Source organism: Microbacterium sp. M28 (assembly GCF_025836995.1).
Taxonomy (GTDB): Bacteria; Actinomycetota; Actinomycetes; order Actinomycetales; family Microbacteriaceae; genus Microbacterium.
This window is the reverse complement of record NZ_CP107546.1, coordinates 386,109-412,637: the sequence shown is the minus strand read 5'-3', so window position 1 is coordinate 412,637 and position 26,529 is coordinate 386,109. Positions and strand designations below refer to the sequence as shown.

General features: G+C 68.7%; 21 protein-coding genes. 5 read left to right on the top strand and 16 right to left on the bottom strand.

Going from position 1 to position 26,529, the window contains the following annotated elements; genetic code table 11:
* Nucleotides 1-2 precede the first annotated feature (2 nt).
* Nucleotides 3-779: an electron transfer flavoprotein subunit beta/FixA family protein gene (locus OED01_RS01960; RefSeq protein ID WP_264156734.1), complete on the bottom strand. Its 777-nt coding sequence runs from the start codon at nt 777-779 to the stop codon at nt 3-5.
* Nucleotides 780-912: 133 nt separating this feature from the next.
* On the opposite strand from OED01_RS01960, the gene OED01_RS01955 reads away from it, so the two are divergent.
* Genes OED01_RS01955 through OED01_RS01945 form a run of 3 tightly spaced genes read left to right on the top strand, consistent with a single transcriptional unit; the run spans nt 913 to nt 2,355 of the window.
* The gene (locus OED01_RS01955) at nt 913-1,449 is read left to right on the top strand and encodes a MarR family winged helix-turn-helix transcriptional regulator (protein ID WP_264156733.1); all 537 of its coding nucleotides are present in this window, start codon (nt 913-915) and stop codon (nt 1,447-1,449) included.
* On the top strand, nt 1,446-1,901 hold the full coding sequence (locus OED01_RS01950; protein WP_264156732.1) for an SRPBCC family protein: 456 nt from the start codon (nt 1,446-1,448) through the stop codon (nt 1,899-1,901). The genes OED01_RS01955 and OED01_RS01950 overlap by 4 nt, the downstream gene beginning before the upstream one ends.
* A 10-nt stretch (nt 1,902-1,911) precedes the next feature.
* A complete protein-coding gene (locus OED01_RS01945; protein ID WP_264156731.1) occupies nt 1,912-2,355 on the top strand; it encodes a YdeI/OmpD-associated family protein in 444 nt (147 codons plus the stop codon).
* 19 nt (nt 2,356-2,374) lie between these two features.
* Here OED01_RS01945 and OED01_RS01940 read toward each other — a convergent pair whose 3' ends face one another.
* The 6 genes from OED01_RS01940 to pulA all read right to left on the bottom strand — a co-directional run bounded on the left by OED01_RS01940 (nt 2,375) and on the right by pulA (nt 13,197).
* Nucleotides 2,375-3,151, bottom strand: a complete 777-nt coding sequence (locus OED01_RS01940; RefSeq protein WP_264156730.1) for an enoyl-CoA hydratase-related protein — start codon at nt 3,149-3,151, stop codon at nt 2,375-2,377.
* 41 nt (nt 3,152-3,192) lie between these two features.
* A complete protein-coding gene (gene mmsB, locus OED01_RS01935) occupies nt 3,193-4,077 on the bottom strand; it encodes a 3-hydroxyisobutyrate dehydrogenase (RefSeq protein ID WP_264156729.1) in 885 nt (294 codons plus the stop codon).
* Nucleotides 4,074-5,225: an acyl-CoA dehydrogenase family protein gene (locus OED01_RS01930; protein WP_264156728.1), complete on the bottom strand. Its 1,152-nt coding sequence runs from the start codon at nt 5,223-5,225 to the stop codon at nt 4,074-4,076. Before OED01_RS01930 ends, mmsB begins: the two co-directional genes overlap by 4 nt.
* Before the next feature lie 31 nt (nt 5,226-5,256).
* Entirely contained in the window at nt 5,257-6,759 is a 1,503-nt protein-coding gene (locus OED01_RS01925; protein ID WP_264156727.1) for a CoA-acylating methylmalonate-semialdehyde dehydrogenase, read from the bottom strand.
* A gap of 81 nt (nt 6,760-6,840) precedes the next feature.
* Nucleotides 6,841-7,287, bottom strand: coding sequence for a hypothetical protein (locus OED01_RS01920; RefSeq protein WP_264156726.1), 447 nt, complete (start codon nt 7,285-7,287; stop codon nt 6,841-6,843).
* Nucleotides 7,288-7,494: 207 nt separating this feature from the next.
* A complete protein-coding gene (pulA, locus tag OED01_RS01915; RefSeq protein WP_264156725.1) occupies nt 7,495-13,197 on the bottom strand; it encodes a pullulanase-type alpha-1,6-glucosidase in 5,703 nt (1,900 codons plus the stop codon).
* A gap of 417 nt (nt 13,198-13,614) precedes the next feature.
* Here pulA and OED01_RS01910 point away from each other — a divergent pair, with 417 nt between their 5' ends.
* On the top strand, nt 13,615-14,187 hold the full coding sequence (locus tag OED01_RS01910) for an antibiotic biosynthesis monooxygenase (RefSeq protein ID WP_264156724.1): 573 nt from the start codon (nt 13,615-13,617) through the stop codon (nt 14,185-14,187).
* Here OED01_RS01910 and OED01_RS01905 read toward each other — a convergent pair whose 3' ends face one another.
* Nucleotides 14,188-15,099 carry a LysR family transcriptional regulator gene (locus tag OED01_RS01905; RefSeq protein WP_264156723.1) on the bottom strand — a complete coding sequence of 304 codons (912 nt, stop codon included), beginning with the start codon at nt 15,097-15,099 and terminating at the stop codon, nt 14,188-14,190.
* A gap of 92 nt (nt 15,100-15,191) precedes the next feature.
* On the opposite strand from OED01_RS01905, the gene OED01_RS01900 reads away from it, so the two are divergent.
* Complete coding sequence (locus tag OED01_RS01900; protein WP_264156722.1) at nt 15,192-15,857, top strand: type 1 glutamine amidotransferase domain-containing protein; 666 nt, start codon at nt 15,192-15,194, stop codon at nt 15,855-15,857.
* Nucleotides 15,858-15,896: 39 nt separating this feature from the next.
* On the opposite strand, the gene OED01_RS01895 is transcribed toward OED01_RS01900, so the two are convergent.
* The 8 genes from OED01_RS01895 to OED01_RS01860 form a co-directional block, all read right to left on the bottom strand.
* Nucleotides 15,897-17,222, bottom strand: a complete 1,326-nt coding sequence (locus OED01_RS01895; RefSeq protein ID WP_264156721.1) for a nuclear transport factor 2 family protein — start codon at nt 17,220-17,222, stop codon at nt 15,897-15,899.
* 4 nt (nt 17,223-17,226) lie between these two features.
* Complete coding sequence (locus OED01_RS01890) at nt 17,227-18,201, bottom strand: glycoside hydrolase family 113 (RefSeq protein WP_413231601.1); 975 nt, start codon at nt 18,199-18,201, stop codon at nt 17,227-17,229.
* The gene (locus tag OED01_RS01885; RefSeq protein WP_264156720.1) at nt 18,198-20,675 is read right to left on the bottom strand and encodes a glycoside hydrolase family 2 protein; all 2,478 of its coding nucleotides are present in this window, start codon (nt 20,673-20,675) and stop codon (nt 18,198-18,200) included. Before OED01_RS01885 ends, OED01_RS01890 begins: the two co-directional genes overlap by 4 nt.
* Complete coding sequence (locus OED01_RS01880; RefSeq protein ID WP_413231600.1) at nt 20,672-21,577, bottom strand: carbohydrate ABC transporter permease; 906 nt, start codon at nt 21,575-21,577, stop codon at nt 20,672-20,674. Before OED01_RS01880 ends, OED01_RS01885 begins: the two co-directional genes overlap by 4 nt.
* Nucleotides 21,574-22,566: a carbohydrate ABC transporter permease gene (locus tag OED01_RS01875; protein ID WP_264156719.1), complete on the bottom strand. Its 993-nt coding sequence runs from the start codon at nt 22,564-22,566 to the stop codon at nt 21,574-21,576. Before OED01_RS01875 ends, OED01_RS01880 begins: the two co-directional genes overlap by 4 nt.
* Before the next feature lie 19 nt (nt 22,567-22,585).
* A complete protein-coding gene (locus tag OED01_RS01870; protein ID WP_264156718.1) occupies nt 22,586-23,908 on the bottom strand; it encodes an ABC transporter substrate-binding protein in 1,323 nt (440 codons plus the stop codon).
* Nucleotides 23,909-24,055: 147 nt separating this feature from the next.
* Nucleotides 24,056-25,084, bottom strand: a complete 1,029-nt coding sequence (locus tag OED01_RS01865) for a LacI family DNA-binding transcriptional regulator (protein WP_264156717.1) — start codon at nt 25,082-25,084, stop codon at nt 24,056-24,058.
* Between the two features lie 157 nt (nt 25,085-25,241).
* The gene (locus tag OED01_RS01860; RefSeq protein WP_264157895.1) at nt 25,242-26,516 is read right to left on the bottom strand and encodes a glycoside hydrolase family 27 protein; all 1,275 of its coding nucleotides are present in this window, start codon (nt 26,514-26,516) and stop codon (nt 25,242-25,244) included.
* Between the last annotated feature and the right edge of the window lie 13 nt (nt 26,517-26,529).

Sequence of the window (26,529 nt, the reverse complement as noted above, 5' to 3'; positions counted from 1 at the left end):
GGTCACACCAGCCTGTTCTGCACGAGGAAGTCCACCAGCTGCGCTGCGGCATCCCCCTCATCGGTGATCTTGACGCCCGCTGCCCGCGGGGGCTTCTCGGCGACAGAGGTCATGATCGTCCGCGGCGCCGCACCCGGGTCGGCGGAGACGCCGAGGTCGGCGAGCGAGAGCACCTCGAGCGGCTTCTTCTTGGCCGCCATGATGCCCTTGAAGTTCGGGAAGCGGGCATCCGGCAGGGCCTCGGTGATCGAGATGACCGCCGGCAGGGGAGCCGAGACAGGCTGCGATCCGGCATCCGCTGCCCTCGTGCCGGAGACGGATTCCGCGGTGATCTCCACTGCGCTCAGCGCGGTCGCCTGCGCGAAGCCGAGGTGCTCGGCGAGCATCGCCGGGATGACACCGGCCGATCCGTCCGTCGACAGGTTGCCGGTGATGACCAGGTCGGGTGCGCCTCGGCGGATCGCCGCAGCCAGCACCTCGGCGGTGAGCCCCAGGTCGGCGCCGACGAGCTGCTCGTCTGCGATGTGGACGGCGGACCCGGCGCCGATCGCCAGCGCACGCCGGACGGATGCCGTCGACGACTCGGGAGCCATCGAGAGCGCGACGACCTCGGTGCCCTCGTTCCTGCCCGCGTAGCTCAGCGCGACCTCGAGCGCGCGTTCGGTGATCTCATCCAGGACGACGTCACCGGCCCCTCGGTCGGCAAGGCCCGTCTCCAGGTTCAGCTTGCGATCACCGTAGGTGTCCGGCACCTCTTTGACCAGGACGAAGATCTTCATCGATTGCTCCTCACGACACTCCGAGTCTAGTCCGGTGAAACTGAGTCTCACCGCCGACGACTGTCGACCGCTGCACGCCTCCGAGCGTAGCGCGCCGCACCGAAGGGGCGGCAGGGCCGAGTACCGTGGAAACGTGGCCCAGCACCGACCCCTGCCGATCGATCCGCTCGCCGAGGCGAAGCGGCAATGGCTCGCGCACGGATGGACGGATGCCGCCGAGGGCATGACCGTCGTCATCTCGGTCATGCGCGCGCAGCAGCTGCTCCTCGCGAGAGTCGATGCGGCTCTCAAACCGTTCGAGCTGTCGTTCGCCCGGTACGAGGTGCTGCGCCTGCTCGCGTTCAGCCGCCGCGGGCGCCTGCCGCTGTCGAGCGTCGTGTCGCGCCTGCAGGTGCATGCGACCACGGTCACGAGCACCGCGGAACGTCTCGTGCGCGACGGACTGATCGTCCGCGAGCCGCACCCGCATGACGGCAGGGCGGCGATGCTCGCGCTCACCGATGCCGGCCGCGCACTCGTGGAGCGGGCGACCACCGCGCTGAACTCCGAGGTCTTCTCGGATCCCGGCATCACCCCCGAGGATGCGGCCGATCTCGTCGGCATCGTCGCGCGCCTGCGCAAGGATGCCGGGGACTTCACCGATCCGCGCCCGCAACCCGACCCGCTGTGACGGGCGGTTTCGTCGTCGAACGCGTGATCCGCGCGACTCCCGAGCGGGTGTACGCGGCCTCCCTCGATCCGCAGCTGCACGTGCGAACCATGGCGAGATACGGCGAGACGATGGTCGCCGGGCCGGACGGCGGCGTGTTCGCAGAAGGCTCGACCGTGACGTGGCGTGCGCGGCACTTCGGCATCCCGTTCCGGCTGACATCCGAGGTGTGCGATCTCGACCCCGCGCATCGGTTCTGCGATCGGCAGATCGCCGGCCCCTTCGCCGAGTTCCATCACGAACACGAGTTCGAGAAGCACCCGGACGGCACGCTGATGCGCGACACCGTGACACTGCGCTCTCCGTTCGGGCCGATCGGCGCGCTGGTCGACCGGCTGTTCCTCCGGGACTACATGCGGCGGCTGATCGACGAACGAGGCGCGATCCTGGCCGCCGAACTCGAGCGCGCGTAATCTGTCGGGCATGACCGAACTCCGCATGAAGACCGTCCTCGAACCGCACGGACCGGCGGCCGCGATCGTCCTCACCGACGAGCAGGTCGCCGGATTCGGAGCGGGCAGGACGTTCCCCGTCGTCGTGACGATCGACGGCCGCAGCATCCGTCTGCGTCTGGCCAGGATGGGCGGGCTGAACATGATCGGCTTCAGCAAGGCCGCCAGAGCCGAGATGAGCCTCGAGATGGGACAGGAGGTCGAGGCCACGATCGCCGTCGACACCGCCGAGCGCGAGGTCGAGGTGCCTCCGGCGCTCGCCGAGGCTCTCGATGCGGATCCCTCGCTGCGCACCGCGTTCGACGCCCTCTCGTACTCGAAGCGCAAGGAGCACGCCAGACAGGTCGCCGACGCGAAGTCGGACGACACCCGCGCCCGCCGCATCGAGAAGGTGCTGGCCGCGCTGCGCGCCTGACGAGGACATCGCCGCGCGATCAGTTGTTCGTGAACCGCGGCGAGCGCTTCTCGCGGAAGGCGGACATGCCCTCCTTCTGATCCGCCGTGTCGAACAGCGCGGCGAACGCCTGCTTCTCGTGGGCCAGGCCGTCGGTCAGACTCGTCTCCATCGCCGCATCCAGTGCCGCCTTCGCCGCGTACAGGCTCGGCAGGGACTTGGACGCGATGGTCTCCGCCAGGGTCGACGCCTCGGCGAGCAGATCGGATGCCGCCACCACGCGTGAGACGAGCCCTGCACGCTCGGCCTCCTCTGCACCGATCAGCCGACCGGAGAGCACGAGCTCGGCGGCCTTGTAGTACCCGACGGCGCGGATCAGCCGCTGCGTGCCGCCCATACCGGGGATGACGCCCAGATTGATCTCGGGCTGGCCGAACTTCGCCGAGTCGGCGGCGAGGATGATGTCGCACATCATCGCCAGTTCGCACCCGCCGCCCAGAGCGAACCCGCTGACGGCGGCGATCACGGGCGTGCGGACCGCCGCGAAATCGTGCCAGACGCCGAAGTGGTCGGTGGCGAGCATCTCGGATGCCGTCATCGACTCCATCTCCTTGATGTCCGCCCCGGCGGCGAACGCCTTCTCGCTTCCGGTGACGACGATCGCACCGACCCCGTCGTCGGCGTCGAAGGCGACGGCTGCGGCTGTGACCTCGTCTGCGAGCCGGGCGTTCAGGGCGTTCAGGGCCTGCGGGCGGTTCAGCGTGATCCATCCGACGCGGCCGCGCTGTTCGACCAGGATCGTCTCGTACTCGCTCATGCGTGTCCTCTCCATCGGGATGCTCCCAGTATCCGCCCCGCTCACACGCGTCCTTCTCTGATCTCGGTGATGATGCCGGAGAAGTCGCGCGCCGCACCGTCACCCGCGGCGTAGGCGGCGTAGATCTCCTGCGCCAGTCTGCCCAGGCGCGCATCCGTGCCGGTCTGCTCGATCGCCTCGAGCGCGAGGCCGAGGTCCTTCGCCATCAGGGCACCGGCGAAGCCGGGCTGGTAGTCGCGATTGGCCGGGCTCGTCGGCACCGGCCCCGGAACCGGGCAGTTGGTGGACAGCGCCCAGCACTGGCCGGACGCGTTCGATGCCACCTCGTAGAGCGCGTCGTGGCTGAGGCCGAGCCGTTCGGCGAGCACGAACGCCTCGCCGACCACGATCTGCGACACCCCGAGGATCATGTTGTTGCAGACCTTCGCCGCCTGGCCGAGCCCTGGACCGCCGCAGCGCACGATGCGCTTGCCCATCGCCTCGAGGATCGGTTGCGCGGCGGCGAAGTCGCCCTCCGAACCGCCGACCATGAACGCCAGCGTCGCGTTCTCCGCGCCGACGACACCTCCGGAGACGGGGGCATCGACCTGGCGATGACCGGCGGCGGTCGCGAGCGCGTGCGCCTCCTGAGCGTCGGCGACGGCGATCGTGGACGACTCGATGAAGAGCGTGCCCGCGGGCGCCGCATCGAGCAGTCCTTCTCGGTAGGCCGAGAGCACGTGGGCACCGGCGGGGAACATCGTGATGACGACCTCGGCGGATGCCGCGGCATCCGCTCCGGTGTCGGCGATGGGGATGCCGCTCGCGGCCGCGGCATCCCTCGCCTGCGGCATCACGTCGAAGCCGGTGACGCCGTGCCCTGCGGCGACGAGGTTGTGGGCCATCGGCAGGCCCATGTGGCCGAGGCCGAGGAACGCGATTCTCACGACGCGACCTTGAGGGTCTCGCGTCCGACGATGAGCTGCATGATCTCGTTCGTCCCTTCCAGGATCTGATGCACGCGCAGGTCGCGCACCACCTTCTCGATGCCGTAGTCCTGCAGATAGCCGTACCCGCCGTGCAGCTGCAGCGCACGGTTGGCGACGTCGAATCCCGCGTCGGTCGCGAAGCGCTTGGCCATCGCGCAGCGCACAGACGCGTCCTCGTCGCCCGCGTCGACCGCGGCTGCGGCGTCCTGCACCATGAGCCGCGCGGCATGCAGCTGCGCCCGCATGTCGGCGATCGCGAACACGATGCTCTGCTTGTCGGCGAGCGGCTCGCCGAACGTGAACCTCTCGTGCACGTACTGGATCGCCTTGTCGAGCGCCCACTGCGCACCGCCGAGCGAACAGGCGGCGATGTTCAGCCGCCCGCCGTTGAGCGCCGACATCGCGATCTTGAAACCGCCGCCCTCGTCGCCGAGCCGGGCGGATGCCGGGACGCGCACCTCGTCGAGGATCACCTGCCTGGTCGGCTGGGCATGCCATCCCATCTTCTTCTCCGGCGCGCCGAAGCTCAGGCCGGCGGTGTCTCCAGCGACGAGGAAGGCGGTGATGCCGCGCGCACCCGCGTCACCGGTGCGCGCCATCACGACGTAGACCGCGGCTTCGCCTGCGCCGGAGATGAACTGCTTCACGCCGGTGAGCACGTATTCGTCGCCGTCGCGGATCGCGCTCGTGGCGATCGCCGCGGCATCCGATCCGGCACCCGGTTCGGTCAGGCAGTACCCGCCGAAACCGGTCATGCTCGTCAGGATCGGCAGCCAGTGCGATCGCTGCGCCTCGTCGCCGTAGCGATCGATCATGCCGACGACCATGTTGTGGATCGAGATGTAGGCGGCGACGGCGGGGTCGCCCTTCGCGAGCTCCTCGAAGATCGCGACGGTGTCGGTGCGCGAGAGCCCCGTGCCGCCGAAGTCCTCGCCGGCGTACACGCCGCCCAGCCCGAGCTCGCCCGCGTGCTGCAGGCTCTCCCGAGGGAAGATGTGCTTCTCGTCGCGTTCCTGAGCGAACGGCGCGAGTTCCGCCTCGGCGAACTCGCGGACCGCCTGCAGGATCGCCTGCCGTTCCTCGGTCGTGGTGGTGATGAGGGTCATCGGTGCTCCTTGTGGGATCAGCGGATGGGGATCAACGGGTGGTGGGCATGACGAAGTTGGCTCCCTCGCGGATACCGGCCGCCGGCCACCTGCTGGTGACGGTCTTGGTCTTCGTGTAGAAGCGGAAGGAGTCCGGGCCGTGCTGGTTCAGGTCGCCGAACCCGCTGCGCTTCCAGCCGCCGAACGTGTAGTAGCCGAGTGGCACCGGGATCGGCACGTTCACGCCGACCATCCCGACGTTCACGCGTGCGGCGAAATCACGAGCCGCGTCGCCGTCGCGGGTGAAGATCCCGACGCCGTTGCCGAACTCGTGGTCGGATGCCATCGCCAGCGCCTCCTCGTAGTCGTGCGCCCTGGCGATCACGAGCACAGGACCGAAGATCTCCTCGCGGTAGATCGACATGTCGGTGGTCACGTGGTCGAACAGCGTCGGCCCGAGGTAGAACCCCTCCTCGTACCCGTCGACGATCAGCCCGCGTCCGTCGGCGAGGAGAGTGGCCCCGGCATCCACACCCTGCTGGATGTAGTCGGTGACGCGCTCGACGGCGGCTCGTGTGATGAGCGGACCGTAGTCGACGCCCTCTGCGTCGGACGGCCCGATCCGCAGTTCGGCGACGCGCTCGGTGAGCTTGGCCGCGAGGGCGTCCGCGGTCGCCTCCCCCACCGGCACGGCGACCGAGATCGCCATGCACCGCTCGCCCGCCGATCCGTAACCGGAGCCGATCAGGGCATCGACGACCTGGTCGAGGTCGGCGTCGGGCATGACGACGAGGTGGTTCTTCGCACCGCCGAAGCACTGCGCGCGCTTGCCGTGCGCGGCAGCCGTCGCGTAGATGTACTCGGCGATCGGCGTGGAGCCGACGAAGCCGATCGCCTTGACGCGCTCGTCTTCCAGCAGGACGTCGACCGCCTCCTTGTCGCCGTGCACGACGTTGAGGATGCCGGCCGGCAGGCCGGCCTCCAGGAACAGTTCGGCGAGCCGAACCGGGACGGACGGGTCGCGCTCGCTCGGCTTGAGCACGAAGGCGTTGCCTGCGGCGATCGCCGGCCCGGCCTTCCACAGCGGGATCATCGCCGGGAAGTTGAACGGCGTGATGCCGGCGACGACGCCGAGCGGCTGGCGCAGGGAGTACACGTCGATTCCCGTGCCGGCCTCGGTCGAGTACTCGCCCTTGAGCAGGTGCGGCGCACCGGCCGCGAACTCGATGACGTCCAGACCGCGCTGGATATCGCCCTTGGCGTCGTCGAACGTCTTGCCGTGCTCGCTGGAGAGGAGCCGGGCGAGATCGTCCATGTCGCGGTGCACGAGGTCGAGGAAGCGCATCAGCACGCGCGCCCTCTTCTGCGGATTGGTCGCGGCCCATGCGGGCTGCGCGTCCTCCGCGTCGGCGATCACGCGGCGCACGTCGTCGGCGCTCGCGAGCGGCACCCGGGCCTGGACAGCGCCCGTGCTGGGGTTGAACACGTCCGCGAAGCGTCCGTCGTCCGGGGTCAGGAGCGATCCGCCTACGAAATGGGGGATGGTGCGAGTCATTGTGCAAAGTCCCTTCGTGCCGTCGTTGGCACAAGGAAAGCTTACTTTGCCCCTCACCCATTTACTAGGGCGTCCTAGTAGTTAGAGGTAGTCGTCGGGATGCAGCTGGCGGATCCCACGATTGTGCAGCAGGAACTGCGCGCGCAGCGGCACCTGGAGCGACGCGGCCTCATCGGCCATCGCACTCGCCCAGGCGCGGTCATCGTCGTCGAGAACACTCGAGCCGATCCGCTCCCACACGAGCACGACGCTCGCATTGCCCGTCAGCTCGAGAAGGAGGCCGCTGCGGTGCATGAGCACGTGCGCCTGGTCGACCAGACCGAGATCGTCGACCACCACCTCCTCGTGCGGGTCGGCGGGGACGTCGTCCATCGGCATGATCGGGTCGCCGAGGCGCCCGTGATCGTCGATGAACATCAGCCACATCTGGCGGCGGGTCGCGTGCCGCAGCAGCACCTGCAGCAGGTCGCGGAGGTTGTCGTCATGGTCGACGATCAGGTCTCTGAGTGTCGCGTTCGCATCGGTCATGAGGCGATGATCGCGTGGTGCCGCGCATCCCCTCCGCGGAATTCCGCGGGCTGTGGAGAATCTCACGGCCATCGCGCCGTTGTGCAGGGCGAGTGGTGTGCGGCCGTGGCGGAAACACATGCACGACCCAGGAACGGCCGCACGAACCGACATCGGTTTCGGGTCGTGCAGTCGCTCCCGGGTCGTGCGACGGCGCCTGAGTCGCGGCTACTGCGCGTCGACGAGCACCGCGACCGAGCGGGCGGGAACCGTGACGGTGCCGGAGGAGGCATCCCAGGTCGTCGCCTTCACGACGGCATCCGCGCCGTCGGCCTGGGCATCCGTCAGCGCGAAATCGCGGCCGGTCAGCGACGACACCGTCTGAGTCACCGCGTCGGGGGAGGCGTTGAACACGACCAGGGCACCAGCGAGCGCGGGGTCGGCGTCGGCGCCGATCAGATCGTCGATCAGCATCACGATGACGCCGGGAGCGGCATCCGCTCCGCCGTTCGGGAAGCTCACCTTCCGCTCGATCAGGTCGGCCGAGCCCAGTCGCAGCAGGTCGACCTCTTCCCGGATCCGGAGCAGATCCAGCGCGGACGCCTCGGCCGCCGCGATGTCCACGGCCGTCGGTTTCAGCGCGGGATCCGCCAGCAGCGGGGCCATGATCGGCCACTTCTCCTCGTTGTCCGCCGCCGGCGGCAACCCGGAGCCGAAGGTCGACTCCTGCCCCGTCCAGTCGATCCGGTTGAACCAGTCGCCCGAGTCGTAGCTGTTGCGATCCAGCGACTTCGACCGCAGCAGCTCGGTCCCGGCGTGCCAGAACGAGGGCGACTGCGAGAGCGTCACCGTCGCGAGCGACAGCGTGTTCATACGGACGCGGTCCGCCATCGGAGTGCCCGTCGGCAGCTTCAGCACCGAGAGGTCGTACAGCGTCTCGTTGTCGTGCGCGTCGACGTAGTTGATGACCTCGCCCGGTTCGTCCGCGTAGCCGGCCCGCGAGCCGCGGTAATCGATGTCGGCCCCAGCGGTCACGGCCCCGTCGCTGGTCGTGAACGCGAAGTCGCGCAGGTTCCCGGCCAGGCCGAGCTTCACCAGATCCGTCTCATGACCGAGGTCGGCGAGCGCCTGCTCGGTCGTGCCGTTGATCGGGTTCCCGTTCGGGTCGGTGCCCAGCCCGGTGCCGAAGCCCTGACGGAACGTGGACGACCCGTCGACCGGGCTGCCGCCGTGCACGGCATCCCGCAGCCGATCGTTGAACGTGCCGATGCCCGTGCCGCCGAGCTGGCCCTGCGTGGCCTGCTCGAACAGGGCGTTGTCCGCGACCTCGCCGAAGTTCCAGCCCTCGCCGTAGAGGTAGACGGCCGAACCGTCGACGCCGTCCTTCCTGACGGTCAGTTCGTCCAGCGCCTCTCGGACAGCCAGCATGTTGGCCGTGGAGTGGTGTCCCATCAGGTCGAATCGGAATCCGTCGACCTTGTAGTCCCGCGCCCAGGTCACGACCGATTCGACCATGAGCTTCTGTGCTGCCAGGTGCTCGGTCGCCACGTTCTGGCAGCACGTGCTCGTCTCGACCGAGCCGGCCGCGTTCAGGCGGTGGTAATAGCCGGGCACGACCCGGTCGAGCACGGAGGTGTCCGCCTGACCGGATGCCGCGGTGTGGTTGAACACCTCGTCCAGCACGACCTGCAGACCCATGTCATGCAGCGAACCGACCATGGTCCGGAACTCGCTCACGCGCTGCCCGCCGTCGGCGTCGACCGCGTAGGAGCCCTCGGGAACCGAGTAGTGGTACGGGTCGTAGCCCCAGTTGAAGCCGTCGGCACCGGCGACTGCGCCGACGCACGCCTGCTGCTCTGCGGATGCCGGGCCGAACGAGCCGAGGTCGCACGCCGGCACGGCCTGCGTCGAGCGGTTCTCGTCGATCGTGGCGATGTCGAATGACGGCAGCAGATGCACGGTGTTGATGCCGGCGTCCGCCAGCTCGCGCAACTGATCGGCGCCCGCGCTGTCCTCGGCGAAGGCGAGGTACGTACCGCGCTTATCCTCGGCCACCGTCGTGTCGCCGATCGAGAAGTCACGGATGTGCAGCTCGTAGATCGCACGATCCACGTCGCGCTCGACCTCCGGCGCCTCGGCCTTCTTCCAGATCTTCGGCTCCCACACCTTGTCGTCCAGGTCGACCGCGACGGACCGCTCCGAGTTCAATGTCAGCGCGGTCGAGTACGGGTCGGTGACCAGGTTGGTCTCGATCTTTCCCGTGCTCGGCGCATAGACGACGACCTCCCACAGGTACTCGTCGTTCTTGAGCCCCTTGTCGCCCTTGGCCTGCCACACGCCGGATGCCTCATCCCACGCCGCGTCGTGGCGAACCGGGTCGCCGGTGGCGCCCGCGTTCCAGGTCAGCAGGGTCACCTGCTGCGCAGTCGGAGCCCACAGCCGGAAGGTCGGCTTCTTGCCCTGGAACGTCACTCCGAGATCGACGTCGTCGAGCTCGGACGCGTACAGGTCATCCAGCACGCCGGGGATCTGCACGCCCGTGAACGCGGTGACCGCTCCGTCCGCGCCGCGCTGAGAGACGGCCAGCTGCGTGCGGACGAGAGCCGCGGCATCCGCATCGGAGATCCTCAAGGCGAGGAACCCGGCGAGCGCCGGGAAGCGCGAGAGCTGCTTCTCGGTCAGCGTGCCGTCGACCGTCAGCTCGATCGTCTCGCCGCCGGTGACCTGGCCGTCCGTCAGCGCGATCGAGGCGTCGGATGCCGAGTGCAGCGCGTACGCGGCTCTGTCGGTGGAGCCGAGGTTCGCCGGCCACGCGATGGTCGTCTCGTCGATCCAGTGCGCGCGCTGTTCACCGACGCCGGGGAGCTGCGGGTCGTCGCCGGTCACCTCGAGAACGTGAGTGGCGAGCGCGTAGCGGAAGGTCGTGACCTTGCCCTCGGTCGCGCTGAACGAGATGTTCGCGCCGTCTCGAGCGCCGTCGGCACCGTAGTTCTCCGCCCAGCTCAGACCATGGGCGACCTTCAGCTCGTACGCGCCGGTCGGCAGCGCGGAGGTCGAGAACTCGTACACGCCGTCGCGGTCGCCGTCGGCCAAGAGCGTGCCGAGGCAGTCCGGCGCCCAGTCCCCCGGGCACCCGAGCTCGGACTGCAGCGAACCCGGCAGCGTCACGATCGGCCCCTCGGCACTGGACTGCACGATGTTCGTGCGGGGGTCGAAGTAGAACGAGATCGGGCCGCCGACGTGAGCGATCGTGATGTTCGCACCGTCCGGAACGCCGTTCGCGCCGTAGTTGACGCTCCAGTTGCCGTTGATCGCCGCCTTGTACTCGTAGTCGCCCGCCGGCAGGTCGAAGGTCCCTGCCCAGACGCCGTCCGCGCGCAGAGCCAGTTTCGCCTTCTCGCAGCCCGGCTCCCAGTCCGCGGCGCAGCCCATCTCCGCGTTCAGGCTGCCGGCGACCGTGACGGAATCGAAGGTCGGCTGCGGCTCCTCGCCTTCGGCCAGGGTCACGGCATTGCCGACGGATGCGTACGTGGATGCCGCAGCGTGATGCCCTGCGGCATCCGTCGTCACCGCACGGTACTCCACGAGCGTCCCCTTCTTCAGGCCGCCGAGGTCGTGGAATACTCGCGGGTCGGTGTCCTCGGCGGTGCCGAGCGGGTGCCATTCGTCGGCGCCGGCCACGCGCCAGGAGAAGCTGGTCTGCGCCCACTGGTCGGCGATGTCGGCCACGACGGCGGCCTGGCCTTCGATACCGGCGCCTGCCGCGGGGACACTGAGGGTGATCGGCGCGGCTTCCGCCGGCGCGGTGACCGCGGCATCCGCCTTCCAGACGACGGCCGACAGTGCAGGCACCGTGATGCTCGTCGCAGCACCGGCGTCGGTCGTCAGCGCCTCGGCCTGCCCGTACAGCGGCGCGTACGACGCCTCGGCGGTCAGGGTGGTCAGCTCGACGCTCTGGTTCGTCGTGGCGTTGTTGACCGCCACGAGGTATTCGACCTTCTCCTCGGCATCCACTCGGGAGAAGGCGTAGACGCCGGGGCCGGATGTCGCGTGGCGCTCGATCTGTGCACCGTCGGTCAGTGCGGGATGCGCGGCGCGCAGCGTCGAGAGCTCCGCGATGTGCGCGTAGAGCGGCGCGTCGGTGCCGTAACGGTCGACCGAGCCGGCGTGCTCCCCCGTGATGAGATTCTGGTTCGCGTACTCGTCGACCTGCGTCGCGAACAGCGTCTGCCTGGCGTCCTTGTCGCCGCCCGGTCCGGTGAAGCCCTGCTCGTCGCCGTAGTACACGACCGGCTGGCCACGGGTGAGGAACATCAGCTCATGCGCGAGCTCGTCGCGCTCGAGCGGCGCATCGAGGTTGTCGACGAAGGATCCGATGCGACCCATGTCGTGGTTGCCGAGGAAGGTCGGCAGAGCCGTCGACGACGTGTCGGACGTCGTGTAGTAGTCGTCGCCGGCGAAGAGCGACTGCAACCCCTTGGCGGAGTTTCCGGCAGCGAAGCTCACGGCCTGCGACTGGAAGGTGAAGTCCAAGACCGAGTTCATGTCGGTCTTCCGCACGTAGGGCGAGAGCTTCGCCGGATCGGCGTCATAGACCTCGCCGAACATGAAGAAATCCTCGTTGCCCTGCGCGTGCGCGTAGTCGAGGACATCCTGGGACCACTGCTCCCAGAACTCGAAGTTCACGTGCTTGACGGTGTCGATGCGGAATCCGTCGATGCCGAGGTCGATCCAGTCCTGGTAGACCTCGACGAATCCGTTGACGACGGTGGGGTGTTCGGTCATCAGGTCGTCCAGGCCGTCGAAGTCGCCGTGCGTCACGGACTCCCCCGACCAGGTCGAGTTTCCGCGGTTGTGGTAGAGCGTCGGATCATTCAGCCAGGCCGGGACCTTGGCGTCCTCGTCTGTGACGACGGGCGTGTAAGGGAAGCTCGTGGCCGGGTCGAGGGCCGGGAAATCGGCGCTCCCCGCGACGTCGGCGGCGTCGAAGGCGGTGCCGGAGGCATCCGTGTAGGGACGGGTCGCCTGGTCGACGTAGCCGTAGGTCTTCTCGGCGTAGTCGATGACGTCGGCGGTGTGGTTGGTGATGATGTCGAAGTACACCTTGATGCCGCGGGCATGGGCGTCGGCGATCAGCGCCTCGAGCTCCGCGTTCGTCCCCAGGTGCGGGTCGATGCGGGTGAAGTCGGTGATCCAGTAGCCGTGGTAGCCGGCGCTGGCCGTGTCGCCCGCGCCCTGGACGGCCTTGTTGGCGAAGCTCGGAGTCAGCCAGATCGCCGTCGTGCCGAGCCCTTCGATGTAGTCGAGGTTCTGGTGCAGGCCGGCGATGTCGCCGCCCTGGTAGAAGCCCTTGTCCGTCGGGTCGTAGCCCGTGGTGAGGCGGTCGCCCTCGAGGCCTCCGGCGTCGTTCGACGGGTCGCCGTTCGCGAACCGGTCGGTCATCACGAAGTAGAACTGCTCGCCGTCGCCCGGCTGTCGCACGGGACTCGCGATGAGCGGCTCGTCTTCGGCCGCGAAGCCGCCGCGGACATCGACGACCTCGAGCCCGACCCGCTTGAGCGTGTCGTCGAACGTGAACCGCAGCGTCGACGGGCCGGCGATCGTGAGCGGGATGTTGTCGCCGCCGCCGTCGAGCCCGTACGCCTCGTCCCAGCCGTCGTCGAGCGCCACCTTGTACTCGTACGTGCCGGCGGGAACCTCGAACTCCGCACTGTAGATGCCGTCGGCTCCGGTGGGTGCGAGCTCGGTCTCGGCGCAGTCGGGCGCCCAGTCCGCCGCGCAGCCGAGCTCGGACTGGAGGTCGCCGACGAGGGCGACAGTCCGGTCGGCGGCGGATGCCGGGGCGAGGCCCGCTGCTGCGCTGATGCCGGTGGCGGCGAGCGTCGCTGCGACGAGAAGGGCGGTGCGGCGCTGGACGGTCTTCTTCGACACGAGAGTCTCCCTGCGGGACGGAGGGCACGGCGACGTGCCCGGGTGCTGTGGACCCGAAGCTAGCAGTCGCCCGGGAGATTCTGCAAGCGCTTCCAGCAGTGATCTCTTTGAACCAGTGGGAACTAACTGATCACCGGGGAGGATTTCGTAAGCGCTTCCAGACGCGGATCGCGAAGTTCGATCCGCGTTCACCTTTCGGACACCTCGGGCGATTACAACTGCTCTTGCGCGGAAGAATCAGACCGGAACGGGTAGTCAGGGACTTTCTGCGCCGCGGTGAGCCGATTGCTCCCGCCCGCGGTTTCCATACCGCGCGAGACCCCCGCCGAATCGGGTCGGCGGGGGTCTCCCCTTCCCCCTCGGCGTTCGGCATACACTCGTATGCGCCACAAGCATCCGAAACCCCGAGGACCCACCATGTCCGGCGAAGCCATCACCGTCTCCATCCGCCGCGAAGTCGACCCCGCTCACATCGCCGAGGCGACCGCCTGGGTGCAGACCGGCGTGAATCTCGCGAACCGGCACCCCGGCTTCCTCGGCTCCGGATGGATCAGAGCAGGCGAGAGTTCGCACGTCTGGTACATGCTCTACCGGTTCTCGAACGCCGAGACGCTCGAGGCCTGGGAGAACTCCGCCGAGCGCGCCCAGTGGCATTCGACCGGTCAGGGCCTCGTCCTCAGCGAACGCGCGAAGCGCCGCACCGGGATCGAGGGCTGGTTCGATGAACCGGCGACCGGCGCGGTCCCGCTTCCCGGCGATGCACAGCCCGACGCGTCGTCCCCGGTGCGGTGGAAGCAGGCCGTCACGATCTGGCTCGGGTTCTTCCCGGTCAACCTGCTCTTCACGTATCTCATGACCCCCGTGCCCGGCTTCGGCGAACTGCCGGTCTGGCTGCGCGTCCTGGTGACGACGCTCGTTCTGACCCCGGTCATGACGTACTGGGTGCTGCCGTGGGTGACCCGGTTGCTCAGGGGCTGGCTGTCCCGCTGATCATGTCCAGCCGACGACGCCCTGCCTCAGCGCGTCCTCGACGATGCGGGAGGCCTCGGCGGGCGCGCCGGGCCGTCGGACGAGGAACAGCGTGTTGATGGGTGGATCATCGGTCGCCACCAGCATCCGCAGGCGGCCGTCGGCGAGTTCGGATCGGATGAGGTAGGTCGGCAGCACCGTGACGCCGGCGCCGGCGACGGCCGCGGCGGCGAGCGCACGGAGATCGGGGGCGACGAGCGCCGGCTCGCGGTCCAGTCGCGCGCCGAACACGTGCCGCCAGTAGCGTCGCAGGATCGGCACGTCCTGCGCGTAGGCGAGCAGCGGGAGCTCCGACAGCGACTGCGTGCCACGCGCCGCGACATCCTCCGGGCCGACCCCCACGTCGCGACCCGCCACCAGTACGAACTCCTCGTCGACGAGGCCGACCGCAGGAAGGGATCGTCCTCGCGGGCGCACCGATGAGACGACGAGATCGAGTCGCCCCCCGCGCGCGGCGTCGAGGAGATCATCGGCGAGGCCGGTCGTCATGTGCACGCGCAGCCCCTCGGCGATCGCCGGCGCCAGAGCGGGCAGGAGGACGGATGCCGTGAACTCCGCCGCGGCACCGAGTCGGATGCTCTGCGGCCCACGGCCCGGCGCCCCACCGCCGACGGCCTCGACGAGACGGTCGAAGGGCTCGGCGATCCGCGTCGCCAGCAGGTCGGCGCGCGCCGTCGGGAGCATGCCTCTGGCGGTACGGACGAAGAGCATCTCGCCCTCGATGCGCTCGAGCGCCTGCAGATGCGCCGTGACCGTCGGCTGGGCCATCCCGAGCATCCGGGCTGCACCGGAGACCGATCCGGAGCGGTGCACGGCGAGGAAGGTCCGCCACAGGGGCAGGCTCTCCAGACCATCAGAATTCTGATCGCTCATATCGTGAATGTATCGGAATCCGGTGATTGTTGCCCCGGTTGTCCCGACTATCGCCCGCAGGCGGCATCCGCCGCTCGAAACAAGGAGACCGCATGTCCACCATTCTCTTCGTCGTGACCGGAGCCCGGACCTGGACGCTCACAGACGGCACCGAGCACCCGACCGGCTACTGGGCGGAGGAGCTGCTCGCGCCGCACCGTCTGCTGACCGAGGCCGGTCACGAGGTCGCCTTCGCCACGCCGAACGGCGTCGCCCCGATCGTCGACGCCGGAAGCCTGCAGGACGGAGATGCCGCCGCCATCGCCGCGATCGGCGGACTCGACGCCCCGCTCGTGCTTGCGGACATCGACGGCACCGATTATGACGCGGTCTACTACCCCGGCGGCCACGGTCCGATGCAGGACCTCGCGACCGATGCCACCTCCGGCGCGCTGATCGCCGCCACCATCGAAGCAGGGCGTCCCCTCGCCGCGGTCTGCCACGGGCTCGCGGCGCTGCTGCCGGCCCGTGCAGCGGACGGCACGCCCGTGGTCGCCGGACGGCGCATCACCGCCTTCACCGACGAGGAGGAGCGCCTGGGCGGACTCGCCGACCGCGCCCCGTTCCTGCTGGAGTCCGCGTTGCGTGCGCAGGGCGCCGACGTCGAGACCGCCGTGCCGTGGAGCGACCACGTCGTGGTCGACGGCGGGCTCATCACCGGCCAGAACCCGCAGTCGTCGGTGTCCGCGGCCCTGGCGCTGCTGGACGCCCTGGCCTGAGACGGGGAGGGCGGATGCCTCGGCATCCGCCCTGTGCCGTCACTCCCAGACGACCGCCGGGCTCTCGTCCGCGAAGTCGACCTTCGGCGAACCGAGGTAGCCGCCGAACCACACCTCGAACTCGGAGATCGCTCCGCCCTGATCGCCCTGCAGGGTCATGTCGACGTCGATCGTGTCGTAGCTGGTGACGATGGATCCGGAGGAGACCTCCGCCGTCAGGCTGTCGAGCGTCGCCTGACCTTCGGCGGTGAGGGTGCGCGTCACGGTCCCCTCGACCGGTGCGTGACCGTCGAGATCGATGTCGGTCAGGTCCATGCCGCACGGCGTCGTGAGCGTCTTCATCGCTACGCACTCCTCGACCGAGGCGCGCACGAGGGTGCGGAACTGCGCAGCACCCTCGTCCGTGAGCGTGGGACGCAGATCCCAGAGGACCTCGGCATCCGCATCGGACGCGACGACGAACGTCGTGGCGTCCCCCTCGATCGTGAACTGCTCCACGCCCACTGCGAGCTCGTACGTTCCGGGGAACACGTAGGCGGTCTCCGGCGCCTCCACGCCGTTGACCGTCAGGCCGAGACCTTCGAAACCGTAGAACCCGGCCACCGAGATCAGGCCGTCGGCGATCTGCCACTCGTCGTCACCGTACGAGTACACCTGGAAGTCCCGCGAGATCTGCTCCCCGCCGATCGTGAACGTGACCGGCACGGTGGCCTCGTACTCGTCGCTGTCGGTGACCTCTGTGACCTCGATGTCCTCGATCGCGCCCAGCTCGAGCGACGCGGCCAGCACGTCGTCGGTCAGCAGCGCCTCCTCCCCGTAGGGATCGACGTACTCGAGCGCCGCCTCCGCGTCGCCCTCCGAGAGCGCCGTGAGGTAGTTCTCCACGACGTCGGATGCCGTGACAGCCGGCCCGCGCAGTGCCGCCGGCACGATGATGGCCGCGGCGATGATGAGCACGACAGCGATCGCGCCGCCGATGATGCCGAACAGCGCCCCCTTGGACAGGCCCTTCTTCGGCGCGGGCGCCGCACCGGGGTAGCCCCCGTAAGGGGGAACGCCACCGGGGACGTTCGGGTCGTAGGCCGGAACGTTGGGGAAGGCCGGAACGATCGGGTCGGAGGCGGCACCCGGGTACGCGGCCGCACCGGCGTACGGCGGCAGGCCGTCCTGATACGGCTGCGGTGCCGGGGCACCACCCGGCGCCATGAAGGCCGGTTGCGCAGGCGCCGCGGGAGCCGACGGTTCGGTCGAGGCCGACGAGGTCACCGGGGAGAAGGCATGATCACCGGCATCCGGCGCAGGAGGTCCTGACGGGGCCGGGGCGGGCGTCGGGGTGGGTTGCGGATTCTCCGGCGTCTCGGTCACGACATCATCGTAGAGTGTGCGCTGCGCTCTTCGCCCGATACGCGTCTCGCAGGAGCTCCCCCGCCGGCTTGCCGTACGGACAGTAGTCGTCGTTCGAGCTCGCGTCCGACTCGGCGTACAGCACCGGCGGCCAGTCCCACAGCATGAATCCGCGCATCCACGGCCGCGCGTCGCAGGCTGCGAACATCGCGCGGTAGTACCTCAACTGCTCGTCGCCCGACGGCTCCCCGGGCAGGCTCCAGTCGTTCGGCCTGTCCGGAGAGCCGGTGCGCGACGGGCATCCGGCCTCCATGAAGAAGAACGGCTTTCCGGATGCATCGACCACCTTCTCGATGCGGTCCAGCTCGGCATCCCAGCGGTCGATCGGGTAGTAGCCGCTCGAGGTGATCACATCGACGGCATCCCACCAGGTGACGTGGTCCTCCTGGTACTTGTCGCAGTTGTAGGTGACGATTCCCGTGTAGACGTCGCGCACCGCGGCGATCAGTGCCCGCCACTCGTCTTCGCGGGCGTCCGCGCGCACCATCTCGCAGCCGATGCAGAGCATCTCGCAGCCCTCGGCCTCGGCGATCCGCGCCGCATGCAGGATGAACTCCGTGTAAGCGGCGAACCACTGCGTCCAGCTCGGCTCCCCGGGGACGTCCCAGTCGAAGAACCCGATATAGGCGCGCCATGTCCCGTCGCTCACGTTCACGACGGGCTTCAGGCACACCTTCAGCCCGTGCGCCTTGGCCTGGCGGATGGCACCGACGATCTCATCGTCGGTGACAGTCGGCGCCTGGTCCCACGGCATCTCCGTCGACTGCGCCGTGGCCTGCTCGACCGCGTAGGCCAGGGCGGTCCAGGTGACCCCGAGGTCCGCCATCCTCGCCATCGATTCGGATGCCGCATCCGCCGCCCAGGTGCCGCGGATGCCCGTCCATCCCCATGTCATGCCGGCGACGTAGGAATCCAGGATGCCGCGTCCCTCCTCGGTCACTTCGCCACCTCGCTCACCGGACGAGAACCGGCGACCAGTTCGTTCGCCGTGCGCAGCACGGCCGGCGAGATCAGGGCCGCCGCGTCGATCTGCCCGGTGTGCCGGACGAGCAGTGTCGCGGTCTCCCCCGGCAGCAGCGTGATCAGCCCGTCCTCGGTGAACGCATCCGGGTGCACCTTGTCCGGCAGCAGCGACAGGTCCCGCACCAGGCTGTGCGCGGTGATCCGCACCTGAGTGCCATCGGCGACACTCGCCGTCTCGACCGCCACGTCGGCGGCCGGCAACTGCGAGTCCCGCGGCTCGGTGAAGTACCAGAATCCTCTCGCGTCGCCGACGCTCGCCACGATCAGTTCGCCCGCGGCATCCTGCGCGGCCGCCACCTCGGGGGCGATCACGACCGTCGCCCCACCACGAGCGGATGCCGTGACCGGCAGCGCCTGTTCGGCGAGAACCGTGCCGTCGAATCGCACCCGACGGACGACGAGTTCTCCCGCCCACTCCTCCCCGGTGTCGTTGCCGACGATCACGCTCAGGCCGGCTTCGCGCGGCTGGATCGTCACGGCCTTCGGAGCGAACGCGTTCTTGAGCGCGTGCCACAGCGGCTTCAGCCGCTCGTCGCCGTCGATCGCCGCCCAGGATGTGACGGGCCAGCAGTCGTTGAGCTGCCACACCACCGCACCGGCGTTGTGCGGTGCGAGCGAGCGGAAGTGCTCGAGCGCGAAACGCACCGCGTGCGCCTGGTTCAGCTGCATCGCCCAGTGCCAGGTGTCGGTGTCGGAGGGCACACGGAAGTGCGGCAGCAGGCCTCGGGTCAGCTTGACGTTGCCCTCCGCCGCCTTCTGATGCACGATCATGCCCGGCGACTCGGGTGTGAGCGGCTCGTCCGAGATCGACCGCGTCATGGTCGACCACGCCGGCGGTCCCTGCCAACCGAACTCCGCAACGAAACGCGGCTCGTGGTCGCGATAGGTGAGGTAGTCCTGCCTGTTCCACTGCTCCCACAGGTGCATGGTGCCGTGCGGCTCGGCGTTGGGATGCTGCCCACCGGGGCTGAAAGGGCTGCCTGGGCTGTACGGCACGTGCGCTGCCAGCTCGTCGACCAGCTGGGGGAACAGCTCGTAGTAGTAGTACGCGCCCCATGTCTTCCCGTCGAGCTCCTGCTTCCACCCCCAATCCTCGTAGCCCCAGATGTTCTCGTTGTTGCCGGTGAGCAGCACGAGGGACGGATGCGCGGACAGCCGGACGATCTGCTCGCTGGCCTCCGCCTCGACCTCGCTGCGGATCGGCTCCTCCTCGGGATACGCGGCGCAGGCGAACAGGAAGTCCTGCCAGGTCAACAGGCCGAGCTCGTCGCACAGGTCGTAGAAGTCCTCGGACTCGTACATGCCGCCGCCCCACACGCGCACGAGGTTGAGGTTCGCCGCGGCGGCCTGGCGAAGTCGCCGCTCATAGCGCGCGCGATCGACACGGGGGAACAGGGCATCGTCCGGGATCCAGTTGACGCCCTTGACGTACACCGGCTGGTCGTTGACGACGAGCGAGAACGGGGTGCCGTCGGCATCCGCCGCCGTGTCCCAGCGCACCGAGCGGAACCCGACCCGGCGCTCCGTCGCGTCACGTACGCCCTCGGCATCCGACAGGACGAAGGATGTCGCGTACAGCGGCTGCTCGCCGTACCCGATCGGCCACCACAGTTCGGCATCCGGGGCGTCGATCGCGACGGCGGCGACATCATCGGTGACATCGACCGTCGCGGAGCGTCCGGCGACGGAGACGTCGAGCGTCAGAGCTGCGGTGCCGACGGCTTCCGCACGCTCGACGAGCACGCGCGCGGTGAGCCGGCCGCCCTGCTCTGCGCGGTCGGCGGCGACGCGCACCTCGGAGATCCGGGCGACGGACCACGACTCGAGCGCCACGGGGCGCCAGATTCCGCTCGTCGCGGTGGCGATGCCCCAGTCCCAGCCGAAGCTGCACGCGGACTTGCGAATCGCCTCGAACGGCGTCGGGTAGGCGCGGGCCCGAGGAGCGAGCTCCTGGCTCATGGCGTTCGCGTGGCGGACGGGCGAACGGAAGGCGACCTCGAGCCGGTTGGAGCCCTCGACCAGCGCCTCGCGCACGTCGACCCGGTAGGAGCGATGCTGATTGGCGGCGCTGAGCACGGTGTGCCCGTTCACGCGGACGGTCGCGACGGTGTCGAGGCCGTCGAAGACGAGGTCGTGCCGGTCGTGCCCGTCGGGCGCCCAGTCGAACGTCGTCTCGTATGACCAGTCCACCAGGCCGATCCAGGCGAGCAGCGATTCGTTGTCGTCGAGATACGGGTCCGGGATCAGCCCTGCGGCGAGCAGATCGGTGTGCACGACGCCGGGGACGGTCGCCGGGATCCGCCTGCCGTCGATGGCCTCGGGTGCCGGGCCGTGTGCGGCACGGACGGTCCAGCCGGAGTGCAGAGGGATGCGGACGGGGGCGAGTGTCACTTGACGGCTCCTGAGGTGAGGCCCTTGTAGATCCAGCGCTGAAGCAGCAGGAAGGCGATGAGAGTGGGGATGATGACGAGGACTGTTCCGGCGGCGATGACCTCCCACTGCGCGCCGAACGGTCCTTTGAACCGGAACAGAGACGTGGAGATCAGTCCTTCGGACGGCAGATAGAGGAAAGGTGTGTAGAACTCGTTGTACACCGCGATGCCCTTGATGATGACCACCGTGGCGATCGCGGGCTTCAGCAGGGGCAGCACGATCCGCCAGTAGATCGTCCAGCGGTTCGCTCCGTCGATCATCGCGGCCTCGTCGAGCGAGACCGGTATCGATTGCATGAACTGGATGAAGAGATAGATCGCGATGATGTCGGTGCCCATGAAGAGCAGGATCAGCGCCGCCTTGGTGTCGTAGAGTCCGAGGCCGTTGATGAGCTGGAAGGTCGCGACCTGGCTCGTCACGCTGGGGATCAGCGTCGCCACCAGGAACAGGCCGAAGACGAGCTTCTTGCCGCGGAACTCGAACCGGTCCAGCGCATAGGCCGCCATGGTCCCCAGCAGGATCGTCCCGACCAACGAGACCACCAGCACGATCGTGGTGTTCACGAAGCCCTCGAGCATCTTGCCGCTCGTGAACGCGGTGACGAAGTTCTCGAAGTTCAGCCAGTTCGCCGGCGGGTCGAAAGGACCGGTCTGCGCGTACTCCGGCGCGGTCTTCATGCTCGCGAACAGCAGGACAGACAGCGGCAGCAGGGTCACGACCGCGGCGATCACGAGACTGGTGTACTTCGCCGTCGTCGCGCTGCCGCTCTTGAACCGGTCGAGGAACGAGCGCCCGCGGATCGGTCGCTGCGGTGCGGTGCGCACCGGCATGGTGCGCACCGGCTCGGTGGTGGTGGTCATGTCAGGTCGACCTTCTCGTCGGGGAACACCGTGCGCTGGATCCAGGTCACCACGAGCACGATCGCCAGCAGGACCACCGCCATCGCGGAGGCGAGCCCGACGTTGCGGAACGTGAACGCGGTCTGCAGGGTCTGGATCACGAAGGTGGCTGAGCCGTTCGCGCCGCCGGTCATGATGAACGGGATCTCGAACACGGCGAGGCTTCCGGAGATCGCGAGGATGAACGACAGCCCGATCACGCGTCGGATGCCAGGGAAGATGATTGCCCAGAACTGCTGCCAGCGGCTGGCACCGTCCAGGTCGGCCGCCTCGTAGAGATCGTGCGGTATCGATTGGATTGCGCCGAGGAAGAGCACGAAGTTCATGCCGGTGTACCGCCACACCGAGGTGGCCGAGAGCGACCAGTTGACGACGTCCGGGTCACCGAGCCATTGGGGAGGATCGACCATGCCGAACCACGCGAGCACGGTGTCGAGGGTTCCGCCGGGCTGGAACAGGTACAGGAAGACGAAGCCGATGGCGACGCCGTTGATCAGGTAGGGGAAGAACAGGATGCCCCGGAACAGGTTCGAGAACCGGGTCGAGAAGCTGAGGATCGTCGCGAAGTAGAGCGCGATCGCCATCTGCGCGAACGACGCCGCGAAGTAGTAGAGGCTCACCCCGAACACCGAGAAGATGCGCGGGTCGGTGAACACCTCGACGTAGTTCTCCAGTCCGACGATGTTCTTCTCGAGGTCGATGCCGTCCCAGTCCGTGACGCTGAAGTAGAACAGGTTCAGCGCGGGCCAGTAGGTGAACAGCAGGAGCAGTCCGACGGCGCCCGCGAGGAAGAACCACGGGGTGAGCTTCTGAAGGGGACCCTTTCCCGCCGTTCCGCTGCGGGCCGGGTCGGTTCGACGACGCGCGCCGCCGAACCGACCCGCTCGCGCGGGTGTCGAGAGGGCGGCAGTGCTGTCGACGGGTGCCGCACCCGGTGTTGCGATGGCCATGTCTCTGCCGCCCTCTGCCTCAGCCCGCGAGCTTCTCGACCGAGGCGCCCCAGCGCTCGTTCAGTTCGGCGAAATAGCTCTTCTTGTCTCCGTCGGCCGCGCCGCGCGCGACGTCGATGAGCTTCTGCCGGTAGATCGGACCGTAGAGATCGATCTGCGAATCGCTGGAGACCTCGTTCAGCAGACCCTCCTTGCCGGCCGGTGCCGCGTTGATCTCCATCAGCTCGACTCCGGCGGCTTCGAAGTCGGTGAGCGAGTCGGGAAGCGGTGCCTCCTTCAGCGGCGAGACCATGCCCTGCGTCTCCGTGTAGCCGGAGTCGGCCACGACCCACTGGATCCACGCCCATGCGGCGGCCTTCGCCTTGGAGTGCTTGCTGACGGCGAGGTTGTAGTCGCCGCCGATCACGGCCAGTTGCGTGCCGTCGACGGTGGCCGGGAAGGCCATGAATCCGATGTCGTCCGCGGAGGCGCCGTTGTCCTCGGCCGCCTGCTTGATCTGCGAGATGGCCCAGGAACCGAGCGGCATCGTGGCGATCTTGCCGGTGCCGAGGTCGACCTTGGACTGCTCCCAGTTGGTGGTGAGCGGGTCGGCCTCGGTCAGACCGGCGGCGACCGTCTCGTAGAGCAGACCGTCGATGGCGTGGATGTCCGTGCCTTCGGTCCACGGCGCCGGGTCCTCGGCGAGCGTGATCGGAGCATCCGGGTCGTTCGTGATGGCCCCGAGATTGCCGAAGCTCTGCGTCAGCGGCCAACCGTCCTTGTAGTTCGTGTACATCGGGATCGCTTCGGTGCTGTCCTTGACCTTCTGCAGCGTCTCCAGCCACTCGGCCTCGCTCGTCGGCAGCTCCGTGACGCCGGCGGCCTCGAAGACCTTCTTGTTGTACACGACGCCGTTGGCGTTGCCGCCGAAGGCGATGCCGTACTGGGTTCCCTCATAACTCGCGGCGGGGAGAAAGCGGTAGGTGTCCTCGAAGTCCGCGGTCTCGCCGAGCGGCTCGAGGAACTGCTCGTACTGGTCGGGCTGGATCGCCGGGATGCCGATGACGTCACCGTAGTTGGTGGTACTCATCCGGGTGAGCATCTCGCCGGCGTAGTCGGTGATGCCCTCGAAGGTCACCTTCACGTCGGGGTACTCCTTGTTGAACTCCTCGGCGTACGCCTCGAGCGTCCCATCCTCGACGAGGTCGGTGCGCCAGGTGACGACCTTGATGTCGCCCTTCACCTCGCCGTCGATCGCGTTGTCTGCGTCACCGCCTCCGCCGCCGCTCGCGCACGAGGTGAGCAGGAGCGCTGTGGTCGTCGCGACGACGGCGATGCCGGTCGCTGGCTTGCGTGATGCCATGTGAATCTCCCTTGATGTCGTGGCAGCCGGTCCGTGGGTCGCGTGGACCCTCGTCGCCGGATGTGCATGTCAGCGTAGGACAGATCAGGCAGGATGTAAAGCGCTTTAGTTCGGACGTGTGAAGACCGACCTCAGTCAGCCCGACGGTCAGGCCGGCGCGGGTCCGGTGGACTCGCGCGGCTGCAGCACCGGAGTGGAGTCGAGGTCGGTCTCGGGCGCCGCTCCGCCGACGACGTCGAACAGCCGACGGGCCACGTGAGCACCGAAGTTCACCACGTCGTGGCTCAGCGAGGTCAATCGCGGATACGAGTGCTGACACAGCACCGAGTCGTCCCAGGCGATGATCGACAGATCCTCGGGCACGCGGATGCCGAGTTGCGCGGCCACCCCGAGAGCGGCGACGGCCATGACGTCGTTGTCGTAGATGATCGCCGTCGGGGCATCGATCCCGCTCAACGCCGCCCTGGTCGCCTCGACGCCCTGCGCGGGGGTGAAGTCGGTGTACAGCACGCGGCCTTCGGCATCCTGACGACGCATCTCGTCGAGGAAGGCGTCATCGCGCAGGCGCGTGTGCACCAGCTCGGCCATGCCGGCGACACGCGTGATGCGGCGGTGTCCGAGCTCGACGAGATGTCGCACGGCCGCTCGGACGGCGGTCGCATCGTCCGTGCCGACCGTCATCAGGTCGACGGCGACGCTGGGGTCGCCGACGATGACCGCAGGCAGGTCGGGAGTCCCGGTGAGGTACGCGATGCGCGGATCGTCGACGCGGATGTCCGTGACGATCACGCCGTCGACTCGGCGGGCCTTGTGCCAGCCGCGCAGGGTCTCGAGCTCGCTGCGGATGTCGGGCACGACCTGCAGGAGCAGACCGTGATTGCGCAGCGACAACTCGCTCTCGACACCGGCGAGGAACTGCATGTAGAAGGTCTCGACGCCGAGGTTGCGCGGGTCCCGCGCGAGCACGAGCCCGAACGTCGCCGTCTTGGCACCCGCGAGCGAACGGGCCGCGCTCGCCGGCGCCCAGCCGAGCTCCTCCGCCACGCCGAGGATGCGCTCCCGCGTCTCGGCGGAGACACCTTTGCGACCATTGAGGGCGAACGAGACGGCTCCGATGGAGACGCCGGCGCGGGCGGCGATGTCAGCGATCGTCACGCGCCGCGTCGTCCTGCTCACCCTTGAACCCTACGCCCTCCCCGCGCACCGACCGGCCAGGACGGGCACCGCGCTCCAGGTCGCTGTCGCGAGGGGCGAGCGACGTCTTCTGCACCCTGGTGCGACGCCACGCACCGATGACGGCAGCGGAGGTCGGCCCCACCCGGGCTCCCGGGGGTCAGATCCGCAGCAGAGCCGCGCCGTGCGGAGCAAGCGGCACCCTCAGCGCTGCGCTTCCCGGTGCGACGCCGCGGGCAGCATCGCTCTGCGCGGTGATCGGCTCGAGCGGCACCTCGCGGCCGGTCCACAGCTCGGTCGCGACGCCGGATGCCGGGAAGCCGATGTTCCCGGCATCCAGCACGGCATCCATCGGCTCGGAGCCGAGGTTGAAGGCGGCGGCGTAGCGCTCGCCGTCCGCGCCATCTGCCGCCCAGAGAACGAGGGAGCCCTCGCGGAACACCTCGCGATTGCGCGTCGAGCGCGACAGCACCGCGAGCACGTCCGCGTTCTGGAACAGCGCGATGGTCGCGGGAGCGGATGACGGCAGGTCGCCGCCGATCATGAGCGGCGACCGGGCGATGATCCACAGCGTCAGCAGCGAGACCCGCTCATCCGGGGTGAGCCGGTCGTCGCGCGGTTCTCCCCGTTCGGCGCGGATGCCGATGCGCCCGAGCGGCAGCATGTCTCCATCGGGCCAGCCGTCCGACCCTGCGAACGGAGCCCAGCGCGCGAATCGGGCGAAGTTCGCCTCGACGTCCGACCACTGATCCCACAGGTCGTCGCAGATGCGCCACATGTCGGCGTGCCCGCGGAGGTGCTCGAGCCGCTCCAGCGACAGGTCGCGGCCGGGCGACAGACTCAGGACGATGTCCCGGCCGGAGCGCTCGATCGCCGCCGCGTACGCCTCGACGTCCGCCGCCTGGTACGGCCAGAGCATGTCGTCGGCCTTGATGAAGTCGACGCCCCAGTCGGCGTACAGCGCCAGGGTGGAGTCGTAGTACGCCTGCGCCGCCGGGTGCGCGTGGTCGAGGCCCAGCATGTCGGGGTTCCACTCGCACACGTTGGTCCGGTCCGCGACGTCCGATGCCCGCGCGTCGGCCCCGAGGATCGGCAACTCCTGCGCGACGGCCCGCCGCGGGATCCCCCGCATCGTGTGGATGCCGAAACGCAGACCGAGCGCATGCACGCGCGCCGCGAGCGGGCCGAAGCCCGCACCGCCGGCGGAGCTCGGGAAGCGTTCGGGGTCGGGGATCAGGCGGCCGTGCGCGTCCAGATGCAGCGGGGCATCCGCATTGTAGCCGTGCGACCGCGCCGTGGGGTCGGCCCAGTCGATGTCGACGACGATCGTGTCCCAGCCGAAGCGCAGCAGGTGCTCGGCCATGAACTCGGCGTTGGCGATGACTTCGGCCTCGGTGACAGTGGTGCCGTAGCAGTCCCAGCTGTTCCACCCCATCGGCGGTCGCGAC

Coding starts and splice junctions, on each gene's coding strand:
- OED01_RS01960 (WP_264156734.1), bottom strand. CDS start 779: ATGAAGATCTTCGTCCTGGTCAAAGAGGTGCCGGACACCTACGGTGAT.
- OED01_RS01945 (WP_264156731.1), top strand. CDS start 1,912: ATGACCGAACTCCGCATGAAGACCGTCCTCGAACCGCACGGACCGGCG.
- OED01_RS01940 (WP_264156730.1), bottom strand. CDS start 3,151: ATGAGCGAGTACGAGACGATCCTGGTCGAACAGCGCGGCCGCGTCGGA.
- OED01_RS01930 (WP_264156728.1), bottom strand. CDS start 5,225: ATGACCCTCATCACCACCACGACCGAGGAACGGCAGGCGATCCTGCAG.
- OED01_RS01925 (WP_264156727.1), bottom strand. CDS start 6,759: ATGACTCGCACCATCCCCCATTTCGTAGGCGGATCGCTCCTGACCCCG.
- OED01_RS01920 (WP_264156726.1), bottom strand. CDS start 7,287: ATGACCGATGCGAACGCGACACTCAGAGACCTGATCGTCGACCATGAC.
- OED01_RS01910 (WP_264156724.1), top strand. CDS start 13,615: ATGTCCGGCGAAGCCATCACCGTCTCCATCCGCCGCGAAGTCGACCCC.
- OED01_RS01905 (WP_264156723.1), bottom strand. CDS start 15,099: ATGAGCGATCAGAATTCTGATGGTCTGGAGAGCCTGCCCCTGTGGCGG.
- OED01_RS01900 (WP_264156722.1), top strand. CDS start 15,192: ATGTCCACCATTCTCTTCGTCGTGACCGGAGCCCGGACCTGGACGCTC.
- OED01_RS01880 (WP_413231600.1), bottom strand. CDS start 21,577: ATGACCACCACCACCGAGCCGGTGCGCACCATGCCGGTGCGCACCGCA.
- OED01_RS01875 (WP_264156719.1), bottom strand. CDS start 22,566: ATGGCCATCGCAACACCGGGTGCGGCACCCGTCGACAGCACTGCCGCC.
- OED01_RS01870 (WP_264156718.1), bottom strand. CDS start 23,908: ATGGCATCACGCAAGCCAGCGACCGGCATCGCCGTCGTCGCGACGACC.
- OED01_RS01860 (WP_264157895.1), bottom strand. CDS start 26,516: ATGGGGTGGAACAGCTGGGACTGCTACGGCACCACTGTCACCGAGGCC.